Here is a 14,444-nt window from a genome sequence, read left to right on the forward strand (position 1 = left end):
AGGCTATCCAATCATCATTTTAATTTCCTTACGATAATTCGAAGCGCTTTTCCCCACAATTTCATTAAACTGCTTATTGAAATGTGAGAAGTTGTTAAATCCGCACTCAAAACAAATATCGGCGATACTCATCTGGCTTTCATTAAGCAATTTGGTAGCATGTACCACTCGATACTCATTAACTAATTGGGTAAATGTTTTTCCTGTTGCCTTTTTAAAGTATCTACAAAAAGCAGGTACAGTCATACTAACTTCTTCAGCTATTTCATCTAAACTAATATGTCTTTGGAAGTTTTTGTTTACATATTTATAGATAACATCTACCTTAGAACTATCCTGAGCTTCAGTTTCAAATGAAAAACCATCAGCATTTAAAATGGTGTAATCATCGGTTGTTGCCAGATAATCTAAAATTTCTAAAAACTTAAAAACACGTTTAAGTCCCTGGTATTTCATTAACTTTTCGATTTTCGGACCAATTTTTTGTTTGGTTTCTACTCGAAAACGAATACCTTTTTTAGCGCGCTCGAATAATGAAACGATATTGGCCATTTCAGGAACTTCAAGAAAATCGTTACCTAAAAAGTTAGACTTAAACTGAATAGTTGTTTCTGTTCCATTAGCAGTTAACCTATCGGTAAACCCATTATGTGGTAAGTTTGATCCGATTAATATTAACTGACTATTATTAAAATATGATAAATGGTTTCCTATATGTGTCTTCCCTTGCCCCTTATTTATATAAATAAGCTCTAATTCTGGATGGAAATGCCAGTAGGCAAAGCTCTTATCTACGGTATCGACATGTTGCTTAACTAATATCGAACTACCAAAACTTGGAGTAAGCTTTCTGAATGTTGGCTTTTTATTAATCATAACAAATTGGGTTTAAAGCAAATTTACAACATATTACAGTGCAAACATATTTTTTATTATCTCAATTATATGTTATTTTACCTTAGCATTGATTTAACATTTAGTTAACAGTTAAAATAGCATATAAATACGGTAAATTAGTTGTTTTCTTGACACTTAACCTGTGCTATATTTGTAATGTTGATTTATGATAACAACGGGTTCTTAAAATCATTCGTATTTAAAGAGATAAATTTTAAGAAAAATAAAATTTTGACATCTAGAATTTCTTAAAAAAGAAATTTCGATATAAATCTAACTCGATACAAGAGTTTACAATATTCATTAATAATTAGTTTAATGTCTTATTTAGTTTAGTTGGTAAAGTGAGCTGTGGTGGCTCACTTTTTTTTTGCACTATTTTATCTTCATTTCGTTACTAATTTAAAATTCCCTGTTAATTATACATACCTTAAATCACATTGTATGCTTAATTAACTCAAATTTACACTAAATTTTCATATGAAAAGCAAAAAAGCATAGTTATTGATAAAATAGCATATATATTCGTCAAAACAGTTGTTTTCCAGCCTCTTACTCTACCCTATCTTTGTACCGTTGAACAATTAAAAACAACACATTATGAAAAACGCAGTAAAATTTTTAAAGAATAGCTTTTTAGCTTTAGCCTTATCTACTTCATTATTAAGTAGCGCTAACGAAGTATCTGTGTCTATTAACAATGACGAAATTACAAATACCGCATTTACTATTAATAATGTAGAAGCCGGAGATTTGTTATCTATAAAAGATGTAAATGGTGCTACATTATATAATGAGTCTATTAAAGTATCAGGAATTTATAAAAAAGGATTTGACTTTTCGTCATTGCCAAATGGAGATTATTTTTTCGAAGTTGAAAAATCATTAGAAATTAAAACAATTCCTTTTACAGTAACTTTTGATAAAGTTGCTTTTAACAAAGAAGCAACTATTTACAAACCGTTCTTAAAACATGAAAACGGCATGCTGTTTGTCTCTAAGTTAGCTCCAAAACATGAAATGTTAAAAATTAACATTTATACTTTGAACAATAATGAATACGAATTAATTCACTCTGAAAAAATAAAAGGGATACAATCTATAGAACGTGTTTACAGATTAGAAAAAGGATCTAACTACAAGTTAGTATTTATTTCTAACGATAAAGAATATACAAAATTCATTAATAATTAGTTTAATGTCTTATTTAGTTTAGTTGGTAAAGTGAGCTGTGGTGGCTCACTTTTTTTTGTCTATTTTTTAGATCTTCCTTCCTCATCCTATACAGTATATATAAATTTAATTATCATTAAAATTGATAATACAAATTACGCAATCAATAGAAATTCAAAGTAGATACAACTCTGGAAATTCTTCATAATATCTAACGTGGTCTAGCTAAATATTTATATCCTATTTTATCCAGAGCATTTAATAAAACTCAAATCACTTAATACTATTTGAACCAAAAAAGCCATTAAAAACACCATTATATAAACATTTAACCACATTATATACTATTTTAACTTCACATTAATTTAACATAGCATTAATTGATAAAATAGCATATAAACTCATCAAAAACGATGTTTTCTTAACCTTATAACTGCCATATCTTTGTCTCGTTGAACGTTGAAAAACAAATCATTATGAAAAAGACAATTAACGTATTAAAGAAAGGTATTTTATTATTAGCAGTTTCTACATCTTTATTAAGTAACGCTAGCGATATTATAGTTTCAACAAATGCTGCAGAAATTTCTAAAACAGCTATTACATTAAACCATGTTAAAGCTGGAGACATATTATCTCTTAAAGATAACTACGGTGTTGTTCTTTATACAGAACAAATTAAAGAAACCGGAACGTATAAAAAAGGATTCGATCTATCTGCTTTACCAAACGGTGAGTACACATTCGAAATCGACAAAAACCTAGAAGTTAAAACAATTCCTTTTACTGTAAACTTTGAAAATGTTTACTTTAACAAAGAAAAGGAAACTACAAGCTACAAACCTTATGTAAGACAAGAAAATGGTATTGTTTACATCACAAAGTTAGCTCCAAAGCAAGAAGCTTTAAACATTCACATCTACGCAAACAACAATAGCGACTACGAATTAATTCACTCTGAAAGAATTAAAGGTGTTCAGTCTATTGAAAAAGCATATAAATTAGGGAAAGGTGACTATAAAATAGTATTTGTCTCTGATAACAAGGAATACACGAAATTCATTAATAATTAGTTTAATGTCTTATTTAGTTTAGTTGGTAAAGTGAGCTGTGGTGGCTCACTTTTTTTTGCTCTTTGTTTTACGTTCACTTTAATGTCAGAGAAATGAACTAAACAAGTTTGATGATAAATTCTTACAAAAATCTAATTATATAGACATTTAACCTCTTTATAAACCAAATTGACTTAACCAAAAATTCACAATTAAATAATGGATAATTTAGTATATAAATAAGTCAATTTCAGTGTTTTACAAACAAAATTACCGACATATCTTTACATTGTGAAACGTTAAAAACACCAAATCATGAAAAACGTATTAAACAACACAAGAAAAAGATTCTTAATGGTAACAATGTTTGCTACCTTGTTAAGTTTCGCGAACGATGCATCGTTATTTACAATTAAAGAAGATGCTAAATTGACTTCTGTAACGTTAAGTGATGTTAAAGCAGGCAACCTATTATCTATTAAAGATAATAACGGAATTGTACTATATAAAGAGCTAATCCAGAAAACCGGAACTTACACTAAAGGATTCGATTTAACATCGCTTCCTAATGGTAGTTACTTTTTTGAATTAGATAAAGATGTAGAAATCACAACAATTCCTTTTACTGTTAACAACGACATTGTTGCTTTTCAAAAAGAATTAGAAAACACAATGTTTAAACCAGTTACAAGAGTTAAAGGTGAAATGGTTTATATTTCCAGACTATCTTTAAACAAAGCACCATTAGAAATTAATGTTTACTTTACAAGCGAAGACGGTGTAACTTCTGTTCCAGAATTAATGCATTCTGAAACTGTTACAAACACCGAAAACGTTAGTAGAATATTCAGACTTTCTGGCTTAAACAAAGGTGATTACAAAATTGTTTACAAGACTGAAGGTAAAGTTTTTACCGAAGAAATAACAAAATAAAAACACTCAAACATAACACTTAAAACAACTGAAAAGGTGAGCAATATGCTCACCTTTTTTATATTATATGGAATAGCAACTTACCTTTTACTCTCCGATAAAATTAGCTTTACGCTTTTCTAAAAAGGCAGTAGTTCCTTCAGTAAAATCAGCTGTTCCAAAACATTTACCGAATTCTTTAATTTCAACATCATAACCATTAACACCTGATTTAAAATTAGAGTTTACGGCTTGTATTGCAGAGCTAATCGCAACGGGGGAGTTATTGCAGATTTTTGCTGCTATTTTTTCACAAAACGGAAGTAGTTCATCTTGAGTAGTTACATAATTCACCAAACCAAAACTTAAGGCTTTATTGGCATCAATCATACCCGCTGTCATAATCATTTCCATAGCACGGCCTTTACCAATTAATTGAGGCAAACGCTGTGTACCACCATAACCAGGAATAACACCAAGAGACACTTCAGGGAGCCCCATTTTAGCATTATCACTTGCTAATCTAAAATGACAGGCCATAGCCAACTCCAGCCCGCCACCTAAGGCAAAACCATTAACAGCTGCAATAACCGGCTTGGATAAATTCTCTATAAAGTCAAACAACACCTTATGTCCGTTAGCTGCCAGTTTTGTACCCTCTTCAACAGAAAAATTGGCAAATTCACTAATATCAGCACCCGCTACAAAAGCTTTTTCTCCACTTCCTGTAATTATAATTACCTTTATATCGCCATCTTCTTCAGCTAACTTCACGGCTTTATGAAGCTCTGCGATAGTTTCTTTATTAAGCGCATTCAGCTTATTTGGGCGATTAATGGTTATGGTTGCTATACCATTATCTTCTTCAAAAAGAATGTTGTTAAACGTCATGATTTAATTTTATTTAGAATTAAGAATCTATAAACTCCTTTGGAAACATCACTTTAAATGTTGTTCCTACATTATTTTCTGAGGTTACTGTTATCGAACCTCTGTATGTTTCAACAATATTTTTCACCATCGCTAGACCAAGTCCCATTCCACTTGATTTTGTGGTGAATTTAGGTTCGAAAACCTTATCGATATTTTCTTCTGAAATCCCTGAACCATTATCCCTAATAGTCATAATAACATCTTTATTGGTTGATGAAACTTCAATATCAATCTTAGGATCTCGATCTTCCGGAATGGCCTGAATGCCATTTTTCACCAAATTCGTAATCACACGAATTAGCTGTGTTCTATCAAATTTAGCAATAATTTCTTCTTCATTGGCATGAAAATGAATATAGTCTTCGGTGAAAATATCAAGCGCTAACTTCACCACTTTAACCACATTTAAAGTTTCGTTTTGTTGCGCCGGCATTTTAGCAAAGTTTGAAAAAGCCGATGCTATCGCACTCATCGTATCGATTTGCTGAATTAATGTTTTACTATATTCGTCAAGTTTTTCATTGATATTTTCATCTTCAGGATTAAATTTCCTCTGAAAATTCTGCACTGTTAAGCGCATAGGCGTTAGCGGGTTTTTTATTTCATGAGCCACCTGCTTCGCCATTTCTCGCCATGCCTGCTCGCGCTCACTTCGGGCTAACTGAATAGCACTTTCTTCAAGCTCATCAACCATACTATTATACGAATTCACCAGAATTGAAATCTCTTCACTGCTTTCTTCGATATCAATTTTTTCATTTCGGCGCTCTAAACGTGTCGCATTAATTTTTTCGCTTATAGTCTGTAATGATTTTGTAATGTATTTTGACAGCAAAAATGCTATACCTATAGCCAGTAACAATACAAAAATAAACGCGTAAGCAATGCGTTGTAAAAAGGCTAAAATTTCATTAGTTAAAAAGTCGTCTTTTGTTAAATAAGGTAAATTTAAAATCGCAATGGCTTTGGATTGCTGATCGAGGAGATACGTATACGACGACTGGAAAATCTCACCATTTTCCTTATGCACATCCATATACATATGCTCGGCGGTATTAGAGATAGCATTTAGGATTTCAGCCTTTAAACAACTATCTGCCTCTTGCCTCTGTATTCCAGCTCGCGATGAAATTAACAATCCCCCATCCAGATCGTAAAGGTTAATTTGTAATTTGTGAATATCGGCAATATTGAAAATTTCTTCCTTAAAAATAATGGGAATATTCTCTGTTTTTACCTCCCAGGTATTTTGTCGTCCATTTAAAATACGTTTTAAATGCGTTTGAATATTACGCTCCTTATTCTCTAAATTCTCATTATGATAGGCTTCACTCTGCTCTTTATATTGGTAAATTGCTACAGCCGAAATAAGTACCGAAGCTAAGAACACCAACATAATCATGGCTAAGAAAATACGGGTTCGTAAAGACAACTTTTTTAATTTCATTTATCTAAATAATTGACTAAATATAGCAATAATCACACCAATATTGTCTTAATAAAGAATAAGCAACTAAGCTTCCGGATTTTTATCGCGAAAATTCTTGTAAACTTTAAATCCTAAGGTGATTAAAACCCCTAAAACAACGATACCAACCACACCAAACACCCAATTAATAGCGCTTTTTAAAATAACCAAAAATACTACTGCGAATAAAATAAAGGTCGCGCCTTCATTCCATAAACGCATAAAATTAGAAGTTTTGGTTACCAGCCCTTTTTGCAATTGCTTGTAATACTGATGCGTTTTTAAATGATACAAAATAAGTAATACAACAAAAACTAACTTTACATGCATCCATGGTTGTTGTAAATAACCCGGCACTAAAACAAGTAGCCAAACTGCAAAGAACGTTGCTAAAATAGCCGATGGCCAGGTAATAATATTCCACAAACGTTTTGCCATAAGCGCCAGTTGTTTTCCTAAAATTTCCTTTTCTGGCGATGACTTTTCTGAAGCTTCAATTTGATAAACAAACAACCTCGGAATATAAAACAATCCGGCAAACCATGTAATTACAAAAATAAGGTGCAACGATTTTATGTAGTTGTAATATTCCATAACATAAACTAATATTTATTCAGTTTTAGCAATTAAATCTTTTCGAATTTCACGGTTTAAAAAATATCCGGTAACCAAAGTTGACAATACATCTGAAATCGGGAAAGACATCCAAACGCCTAATTCTCCATAAAACTTTGGTAATATTAAAATCAACGGGATGAAGAAAAACCCTTGTCTTGACAACGTTAACAACAAAGCTGGTGTTGCCTTACCGATAGCTTGAAAATAAGCTGCTCCGATAAGTTGCAGCGCTATAATTGGTGTTGCAGCAAATACCCAACGCATATCGCTTGGTGTTTGCTTAATAACCTCAACATCGCTAGTAAACATTTTTGTTATGGCTTCCGGAAAAGCCATCAATAAAATAAAAACCAAAGTTGCCAATACTGCGGCGTACTTTATTGCCGTATTTATACTTTCTCGAACCCTATCATAGTTCCTTGCACCATAATTAAATCCTGCTATTGGTAAAAATCCCTGAGTAACCCCAAAAACAGGGAACAAAGCAAACATAAGCATCCGTCCAACAATAGCATAAGCCGTAACCGAAGTTTCACCACCCAAATCGAAGAGAATATTATTCATAAATAAATACGTGATACTCACTACTGCCTGCCTAGCCAAGGTTACAAATCCTAATGAACCAATCTCCTTTACAACAGATAAATTCAATCCAAAATGAACAAAATTTAGTTTTAATTCGGAATGTTTAGACAGGAAAAACCATAGAATAAACACAAAACAAATCACATAAGAAATCGTGGTAGCCCATGCTGCCCCATACATTCCTAAATCGAAAAGATTGATTAAAATATAATCCAGAATCAAATTACTAACCGACGGAATCATCATGGCATACATGGCAAATTTAGGTTTACCTTCTGCTCGAATTACCGTATTTCCTAACATACAAATAGCCAGAAACGGCACGCCATAAAGCACAATTTGATAGTAAATTTTAGCAGGATCGAAAATAGCTCCCTTTCCACCAAAAGACATAATTATACTGTCGGCATAAGTCAAACCTAAAACAACCATAGAAACTGTAAACAACAGTGCTAAAGTAATCTGGTTTCCAAAGGTTTTAAGTGCCTTTTCATGATTTGATGCGCCCAAGGCTCTGGAAATAATGGATGACCCTCCTACACCAATACTCATACCCAATGCTGCAATAAAAAACGACACAGGTAATACAATATTGATGGCAGCAATGGCAATAGAGCCAATCCAATGGCCTACAAAAATGGTATCCACCAAAATATTAAGCGACATAACTAAAATACCTATCGATGCAGGCACAGCCTGTTTCACCAATAGTTTACTTATAGGTTGTTCGCCCAAATCTTTTGCCGATACTTTTGCCATTAAGCCTTTATGTTAGCAGTCGCCCAGTTATTAATCCATTTTGCAAGCAACTCAACCCATTCTTTATCATCATTTAAACACGGAACGGTTGTATAGTCTTTACCTCCCATTTCATGGAAAATCTCCTGACCTTCCATTGCGATTTCCTCTAATGTCTCTAAACAATCACTTACGAAAGCAGGCGTTACAATGGCCATATTTTTCACACCGCTTTTCCCTAAACGCTCGATAGTTCTGTCGGTATAAGGTAATAACCACGGATCGAATCCTAAGCGCGATTGGAATGACGTTGAATATGAATCTTCTTTAAGCTGAAGTTTTTCAGCAACCAATCGGGTCACTTCCAAACATTGGTGTCTGTAACAAAACTCATGAGCCTTACTTGGTGTTTTACAACAGCTCCCATCTATTTTACAATGCGATTGTGTGACGTCGCTTTTTCTAATGTGACGCTCTGGAACCCCATGATATGAAAATAGTAAATGCTCGAAATTTTTACCTTCTAAATGCTTTTTAATACTATCTGAAAGCACTTCTATATAATCAGGTTTATTGTAGAATGCCGGAACCGATTCAATCTTTAAATTCGGAAAATGTTTCTGACGAAGTTCTTCAGCTAAAACGGTAATGGTTTCTGTTGTTGCCATCGCAAACTGTGGATACAACGGAAATAATAACACCTCTTCCACCCCTTGATCTACCAACTCCTGTAGTCCTTTTTTAATCGTCATACTTCCATAACGCATCGCTAAAGCTACTGGTACATCAACTAAGTTTTGAACCTTCTTCTGTACACGTTCAGAAATAACAATTAAAGGAGATCCCTCTTCCCACCAAATCTTCTTATAAGCTTCGGCAGAAGCCTTAGGACGTGTTTTTAAAATAATTCCTTTAACAAGAGCAGTTCTGGCAACAAGCGGAATATCGATAACGCGCTCGTCCATTAAAAACTCTCCTAAATATTTCTTTACATCTTTTGGTGACGGGCTGTCTGGCGACCCTAAATTAACGAGTAGAATACCTTTTTTCATTTGTTAATGCTAAATTTCTATATTTTCGTCAGATAGAATTCGCCTGTAAACATTTTGCTTAAAAATGGGTGATTCAGGCTCATCTCCTATTGCAAAAATACAATAGAAATTATTATCGCGGCACTATGTTGGTATAGTATTTTCTTATTAAGAATTAAACCAAATTGATAAGAAAAGAGATTATTTCTCGGCAAAATAAACTATACGTCGTTGTCTTCAATTTTTTTCTGAAAATAAGGTTTTGGTCGTTCTTCGTTGTAGTCACAATCCTGAAAAATACCACAGGACGTTGAAGGTCTTGCTAATGATTTTGAATTGACACTTTTGGAAAGTGCCTCAATCTCTGGAGTTAAATATTTCATAAACAATGATTTAGGTTTTTCTAATCTACTAAAAATCATCGATTTAAACAATAAAAAATGCCTCCCAGCAAATGTTTTCTAAATTCAGGCTCTTTATAAGAAGCAACGGTATGCCCTAATCCTGTATAAAATGAACGTCCACCATCAAACTTATGATACCATGCTATAGGATGAAAAGCACCATTTTTTCCACCTTCATAAGTGGTTTCATCTAACATTAACAACACATTGATGCTTTTATTTATTGATTTAAAATTATACCATTCATCATAATGCTCCCATTTATCAGGTAAATGTGAAGTGGACGGATGCGACCTGATAATTCGCTTAATGGTCGCTTTAGATTGTTCGGGATGATCTAAAAAATAAGCACCAACCAGTTTATTAAACCAAGGCCACTCAAACTCGGTATCGGTTGCGGCATGAATTCCCATAAAACTACCGCCTTTGGCAATGTATTTTTCAAACGCTAGCTCTTGTTCAGAATTTAAAACATCACCGGTGGTATTTAAAAAAATCACCAAATCGTAGCGTTTTAAGATTTTATAATTGAATTGTTCAGCATCTTCGGTTTGGGTAATGGTAAACTGATTTTCGACACCAATTTCAATAGATTTATGCCTGAATCCGGCCGTTTTAGCAAACACTAATACGTTGGATTCCTTTTGAGCTACCACAGGATTAACAAAACCGGCAAATAAAACAAAAAAAGTCAGTAGTAAGACTTTCATAAACTAACTTATAGATTGCAGATATTTTTTAGGCGTAGTGCCGTACTTCTTTTTAAATGCGGCGATAAAATGACTCGCTGTACTGTACCCTACTTTTAGTCCGACTTCATTAACATTATTTTCGCCAGATTCCAGAAGTTTTCGAGACACTTCCATTTTATAATCGAATAAAAAACTATACACCGAATCGCCGTAAATTTGCTTAAATCCTTCTTTCAGCTTTTTAAGACTCAATCCTATTTCATCAGCCAACTCCTGTAAGCTTGGTGGTTCGGCCATATTAGCTATAATAATTTCCTTCGCTTTTCGAATTTTAATCACATTGGTTTCATCAACCAGAAACGGACATTGTTCTACATTGGTGTCTTCACTTCTATTAAAATACAAACTCAGCAACTCATAAGCCTTTCCTTTAAAATAAAGATTTTTGATTGACGTATTTAGATTATAGTTTATCAACTGGTTTAAAACAATAGCCATGGATGGCGAAATAATGCCGTCTTTGTAATATTTCTTGTCTTTATTTTCAGCATTTAAAAAGGAAATATAATCGGCTTCCTGAGAAAACAATCCGTGAAATTTTTTAATGGAAATTAAAATAGAAACTATCCATGAATTTGGGTTCACTTCAAGATTTATAGGCAAATCGCGCTGCGGATTATAAAGCAACAACGAGTTTTCTTCATGAATATTCAACGTATAACGTCCTTCATTAAAAAGAAATTTACTCGACCCCTTTAAACAAAAGTGAAACTGAATATAATCGCAGTTAATATCTTTAACAATACACTGTTCATTACTGGTATCGTTTTTAAAAGTAAATACCAAAAAACCGTCATCTATTTCGGTTTCATCGAAAGCACTTATAGCGTTATTTTTAAAATCTATTCTATTATTCATTTTATCTAAATTATTTAGATTAGTTCTAAACAAAAAACTTCAAACCCGCCCATTTCCCTATAAAAATATGGCAATTGCTAATTTACAACTAAAATAGCATACAAAAAACCACAAACGTTATTAAAAGTTCCTTCAGCGTTATTTTTTTAATTTCTATCGGCATACATTTGCCATGAAATTTCAAACCAAGCATGCATCAATACAATATATCTAAGAGTAACTCCTTCTATGCCATAGGGTTAAGCTACAAAAAAGCTGACGCCGAAATACGAGGACACTTCAGTTTAGATGAAGACGCCAAACTAGCCTTAATTAATCAGGCCAAAGAAAACGGCGTTGAAAGTTTGCTTGTTACATCTACATGTAACAGAACCGAACTTTACGGTTTTGCACAACACCCATATCAGCTTATTCAACTACTTTGCGATAATACCAAAGGTACTGTTGACGAATTTCAGCAAGTCGCTTACATCTACAAAAATAACGATGCTATTGCTCACATGTTTAAAGTGGGTTCTGGTCTGGATAGCCAGATTTTAGGTGATTTCGAAATTATTAGTCAGTTAAAAGCCAGCGCACGTGTGTCTAAAAAACACAAATTATTAAATCATTTTACCGAACGCTTACTTAATGCCGTAATTCAGGCTAGCAAGCGTATAAAAACTGAAACCGAGATTTCATCGGGTGCTACATCAGTATCTTTTGCTTCAGTACAGTACATTTTTAATAATGTTGCTGATATTTCGAATAAAGACATATTATTATTCGGAACCGGTAAAATAGGAAGAAACACCTGTGAAAACTTAGTAAAACACACTAAGAACGAACACATTACTTTAATTAACCGAACGAAAACCAAAGCAGAACAAATTGCTGGTAAGTTCAACTTAATTGTAAAAGATTACGCCAACCTTCAGGAAGAAATTAATAAATCGGATATTTTAATTGTAGCTACTGGTGCTCAACGCCCTACAGTTGATAAGCATTTAATTCAGTCTACAAAACCATTACTAATTTTAGATTTATCGATTCCTAAAAACGTAGATTCTAATGTTGAAGAATTAGACAACGTAACTTTGGTTCATTTAGATGATTTATCTAAAATAACAGACCAAACCCTTGAAGAACGTAAAAAACATATTCCATTAGCCGAAGCTATTATTGAAGAAGTAAAAGCTGAATTTAATGGCTGGTTAGAAACCAGAAAATTTGCACCAACCATTAAAGCTTTAAGAGATAAGTTAATGGATTTTGCGTCGACCGAACTAGAAACGCAACGCAAAAAAACTGCCGATTTTAATGAAGCACAAGCTGAATTAATCAGCAACAACATTATTCAAAAAATAACAAATCATTTTGCACATCACTTAAAAGATGATGCTGTATCTACAGATGAGAGTCTGGAACTCATAAAAAAAGTGTTTCAGTTAGAAACCAAAACACATGTCTAAAATCATAAAAATTGGTACTCGTGATAGCGAATTAGCGCTATGGCAAGCCAAAACCGTACAAAGTCAACTTGAAGAATTAGGTTATAAAACAGAATTGGTTCCTGTAAAATCTACAGGCGATATTGTGTTAGATAAGCCGCTTTACGAATTAGGAATTACCGGAATTTTTACGCGTACACTAGATATTGCCATGTTAAATCATGATATCGATATTGCCGTGCACTCGTTAAAAGATGTTCCAACACAATTACCTAAAGGCATTGTACAAGCCGCTGTTTTAAAACGTGGTAACGTAAATGACACCTTGGTTTTTAAACACAACGAAGAGTTTTTAGGATCCAGAGAAGCCATAATTGCTACCGGAAGTTTACGTCGACGTGCACAATGGTTAAACCGTTTTCCAACGCATACTATAGTTGATTTACGCGGAAATGTAAACTCTCGTTTGCAAAAATTAGCCGATAACGAACACTGGAACGGAGCCATTTTCGCCGCTGCTGGAATTGGTCGTATTGGTATTCGTCCGGAAGAAGCTATTAATTTAGACTGGATGATTCCTGCGCCAGCGCAAGGAGCTATTATGATTACTGCTTTAGGTGAAGATGATTACTCACTAACTGCGTGTTCACAATTAAATCACAGAGAAACCGAAATCTGTACATCTATAGAACGTGAGTTTTTAAACAAACTTGAAGGTGGTTGTACCGCTCCAATTGGAGCCTTAGCAAAAATTAAAAATGATGAAGTTGTTTTTAAAGGTGTACTTTTAAGTTTCGACGGCACCAAACGTATCGATGTAACTCGCGTTAAAAAGGTAGGTGAACACCACGATATGGCAAAATACTGCGCCGAATTCATTATCGAACGTGGAGGAAAACGCCTTATGGATGATATTAAAAACGGACATAAAAACACCAACGTATATTCTACAAAATCGTTTACCGAAGATCAGCGTGTGTTATTTCATGACAAAGCCATTGTTGAACATACCGATTTTATAAAAATAAGTTTAAACCGTATTCATCCGCGTTTTGTTAAAAACGAAATTGAAAACGTTATCATCACCAGTAAAAATGCTGTTGAAAGCTTATTAACTAATTTTTCACCTTTAGAACTTCAGTTTAAAAACATCTATTGTGTGGGTCGCCGTACCAAGCGTATGGTAGAAACAAAAATTGGTAAAGTAACACATTTTGAAAACAGCGCTAAAAAATTAGCTAATTATTTAGTTGACAACATTAAAGGTAAAACCGTAACCTATTTTTGCAGCGATTTAAGGCTTGACGATCTTCCAACGATCTTAACTGAAAATAATATTAAAGTTACCGAAGTTGAAGCCTACCAAACCAAATACGACGGTATTCGTGTAAACGACTCGGTAGAAAGCGTGATGTTCTACAGTCCGTCAACAGTGCAAAGTTTTGTTGAAAAAAACAAAGCTGAAGTGATTGCTTTTTGTATTGGAGACAGTACGGCTAATGAAGCTAAAAAGCATTTTAAAGACGTTAGAGTAGCAAAAGTACCTACAGTAGAAAGTGTTATCGAATTAGTTAACGAGCATTACGTATAAAA

The 14,444-nt window shown here is 33.4% G+C and carries 14 protein-coding genes; 5 read left to right on the forward strand and 9 right to left on the reverse strand.

Annotated features, from left to right (window positions below):
• Positions 1-3: 3 nt before the first annotated feature.
• On the reverse strand, positions 4-876 hold the full coding sequence (locus R1X58_RS05455; protein WP_240572346.1) for an AraC family transcriptional regulator: 873 nt from the start codon (positions 874-876) through the stop codon (positions 4-6).
• Positions 877-1,497: 621 nt separating this feature from the next.
• On the opposite strand from R1X58_RS05455, the gene R1X58_RS05460 reads away from it, so the two are divergent.
• The 3 genes from R1X58_RS05460 (at position 1,498) to R1X58_RS05470 (ending at position 4,055) form a co-directional block, all read left to right on the forward strand.
• Positions 1,498-2,091: a hypothetical protein gene (locus R1X58_RS05460; protein WP_240572347.1), complete on the forward strand. Its 594-nt coding sequence runs from the start codon at positions 1,498-1,500 to the stop codon at positions 2,089-2,091.
• A 455-nt stretch (positions 2,092-2,546) separates the two neighbouring features.
• Positions 2,547-3,143: a hypothetical protein gene (locus R1X58_RS05465; RefSeq protein WP_240572348.1), complete on the forward strand. Its 597-nt coding sequence runs from the start codon at positions 2,547-2,549 to the stop codon at positions 3,141-3,143.
• 294 nt (positions 3,144-3,437) lie between these two features.
• Positions 3,438-4,055 (forward strand): hypothetical protein, encoded by a 618-nt coding sequence (locus R1X58_RS05470; RefSeq protein WP_240572349.1) that lies wholly within the window; start codon positions 3,438-3,440, stop codon positions 4,053-4,055.
• 87 nt (positions 4,056-4,142) lie between these two features.
• Here R1X58_RS05470 and R1X58_RS05475 read toward each other — a convergent pair whose 3' ends face one another.
• The 8 genes from R1X58_RS05475 to R1X58_RS05510 all read right to left on the reverse strand — a co-directional run bounded on the left by R1X58_RS05475 (position 4,143) and on the right by R1X58_RS05510 (position 11,421).
• Positions 4,143-4,925 (reverse strand): enoyl-CoA hydratase/isomerase family protein, encoded by a 783-nt coding sequence (locus R1X58_RS05475; RefSeq protein WP_240572350.1) that lies wholly within the window; start codon positions 4,923-4,925, stop codon positions 4,143-4,145.
• Between the two features lie 19 nt (positions 4,926-4,944).
• Complete coding sequence (locus R1X58_RS05480; protein WP_240572351.1) at positions 4,945-6,414, reverse strand: sensor histidine kinase; 1,470 nt, start codon at positions 6,412-6,414, stop codon at positions 4,945-4,947.
• 66 nt (positions 6,415-6,480) lie between these two features.
• Positions 6,481-7,029, reverse strand: coding sequence for a CopD family protein (locus R1X58_RS05485; RefSeq protein WP_240572352.1), 549 nt, complete (start codon positions 7,027-7,029; stop codon positions 6,481-6,483).
• Between the two features lie 15 nt (positions 7,030-7,044).
• Positions 7,045-8,397 (reverse strand): MATE family efflux transporter, encoded by a 1,353-nt coding sequence (locus tag R1X58_RS05490; protein WP_240572353.1) that lies wholly within the window; start codon positions 8,395-8,397, stop codon positions 7,045-7,047.
• Positions 8,397-9,428 (reverse strand): ferrochelatase, encoded by a 1,032-nt coding sequence (gene hemH / locus R1X58_RS05495; protein ID WP_240572354.1) that lies wholly within the window; start codon positions 9,426-9,428, stop codon positions 8,397-8,399. Before hemH ends, R1X58_RS05490 begins: the two co-directional genes overlap by 1 nt.
• Positions 9,429-9,628: 200 nt before the next feature.
• Entirely contained in the window at positions 9,629-9,790 is a 162-nt protein-coding gene (locus R1X58_RS05500; RefSeq protein ID WP_240572355.1) for a hypothetical protein, read from the reverse strand.
• A gap of 35 nt (positions 9,791-9,825) precedes the next feature.
• Entirely contained in the window at positions 9,826-10,521 is a 696-nt protein-coding gene (locus R1X58_RS05505; RefSeq protein ID WP_240572356.1) for a ThuA domain-containing protein, read from the reverse strand.
• A 3-nt stretch (positions 10,522-10,524) separates the two neighbouring features.
• A complete protein-coding gene (locus R1X58_RS05510) occupies positions 10,525-11,421 on the reverse strand; it encodes a helix-turn-helix transcriptional regulator (RefSeq protein ID WP_240572357.1) in 897 nt (298 codons plus the stop codon).
• A 191-nt stretch (positions 11,422-11,612) separates the two neighbouring features.
• On the opposite strand from R1X58_RS05510, the gene hemA reads away from it, so the two are divergent.
• Both hemA and hemC read left to right on the forward strand, forming a co-directional pair.
• Positions 11,613-12,872: a glutamyl-tRNA reductase gene (gene hemA / locus R1X58_RS05515; protein ID WP_240572358.1), complete on the forward strand. Its 1,260-nt coding sequence runs from the start codon at positions 11,613-11,615 to the stop codon at positions 12,870-12,872.
• Entirely contained in the window at positions 12,865-14,442 is a 1,578-nt protein-coding gene (gene hemC / locus R1X58_RS05520) for a hydroxymethylbilane synthase (RefSeq protein WP_240572359.1), read from the forward strand. Before hemA ends, hemC begins: the two co-directional genes overlap by 8 nt.
• Positions 14,443-14,444 lie beyond the last annotated feature (2 nt).

The sequence above is a fragment of the Aestuariibaculum lutulentum genome, assembly GCF_032926325.1.
Taxonomy (GTDB): Bacteria; Bacteroidota; Bacteroidia; order Flavobacteriales; family Flavobacteriaceae; genus Aestuariibaculum; species Aestuariibaculum lutulentum.

Bases quoted from the DNA above. Each gene is read 5' to 3' on its own strand.
- R1X58_RS05455 (WP_240572346.1), bottom strand. From the start codon at position 876: ATGATTAATAAAAAGCCAACATTCAGAAAGCTTACTCCAAGTTTTGGT.
- R1X58_RS05460 (WP_240572347.1), top strand. From the start codon at position 1,498: ATGAAAAACGCAGTAAAATTTTTAAAGAATAGCTTTTTAGCTTTAGCC.
- R1X58_RS05465 (WP_240572348.1), top strand. From the start codon at position 2,547: ATGAAAAAGACAATTAACGTATTAAAGAAAGGTATTTTATTATTAGCA.
- R1X58_RS05470 (WP_240572349.1), top strand. From the start codon at position 3,438: ATGAAAAACGTATTAAACAACACAAGAAAAAGATTCTTAATGGTAACA.
- R1X58_RS05475 (WP_240572350.1), bottom strand. From the start codon at position 4,925: ATGACGTTTAACAACATTCTTTTTGAAGAAGATAATGGTATAGCAACC.
- R1X58_RS05480 (WP_240572351.1), bottom strand. From the start codon at position 6,414: ATGAAATTAAAAAAGTTGTCTTTACGAACCCGTATTTTCTTAGCCATG.
- R1X58_RS05485 (WP_240572352.1), bottom strand. From the start codon at position 7,029: ATGGAATATTACAACTACATAAAATCGTTGCACCTTATTTTTGTAATT.
- R1X58_RS05490 (WP_240572353.1), bottom strand. From the start codon at position 8,397: ATGGCAAAAGTATCGGCAAAAGATTTGGGCGAACAACCTATAAGTAAA.
- hemH (WP_240572354.1), bottom strand. From the start codon at position 9,428: ATGAAAAAAGGTATTCTACTCGTTAATTTAGGGTCGCCAGACAGCCCG.
- R1X58_RS05500 (WP_240572355.1), bottom strand. From the start codon at position 9,790: ATGAAATATTTAACTCCAGAGATTGAGGCACTTTCCAAAAGTGTCAAT.
- R1X58_RS05505 (WP_240572356.1), bottom strand. From the start codon at position 10,521: ATGAAAGTCTTACTACTGACTTTTTTTGTTTTATTTGCCGGTTTTGTT.
- R1X58_RS05510 (WP_240572357.1), bottom strand. From the start codon at position 11,421: ATGAATAATAGAATAGATTTTAAAAATAACGCTATAAGTGCTTTCGAT.
- hemA (WP_240572358.1), top strand. From the start codon at position 11,613: ATGCATCAATACAATATATCTAAGAGTAACTCCTTCTATGCCATAGGG.
- hemC (WP_240572359.1), top strand. From the start codon at position 12,865: ATGTCTAAAATCATAAAAATTGGTACTCGTGATAGCGAATTAGCGCTA.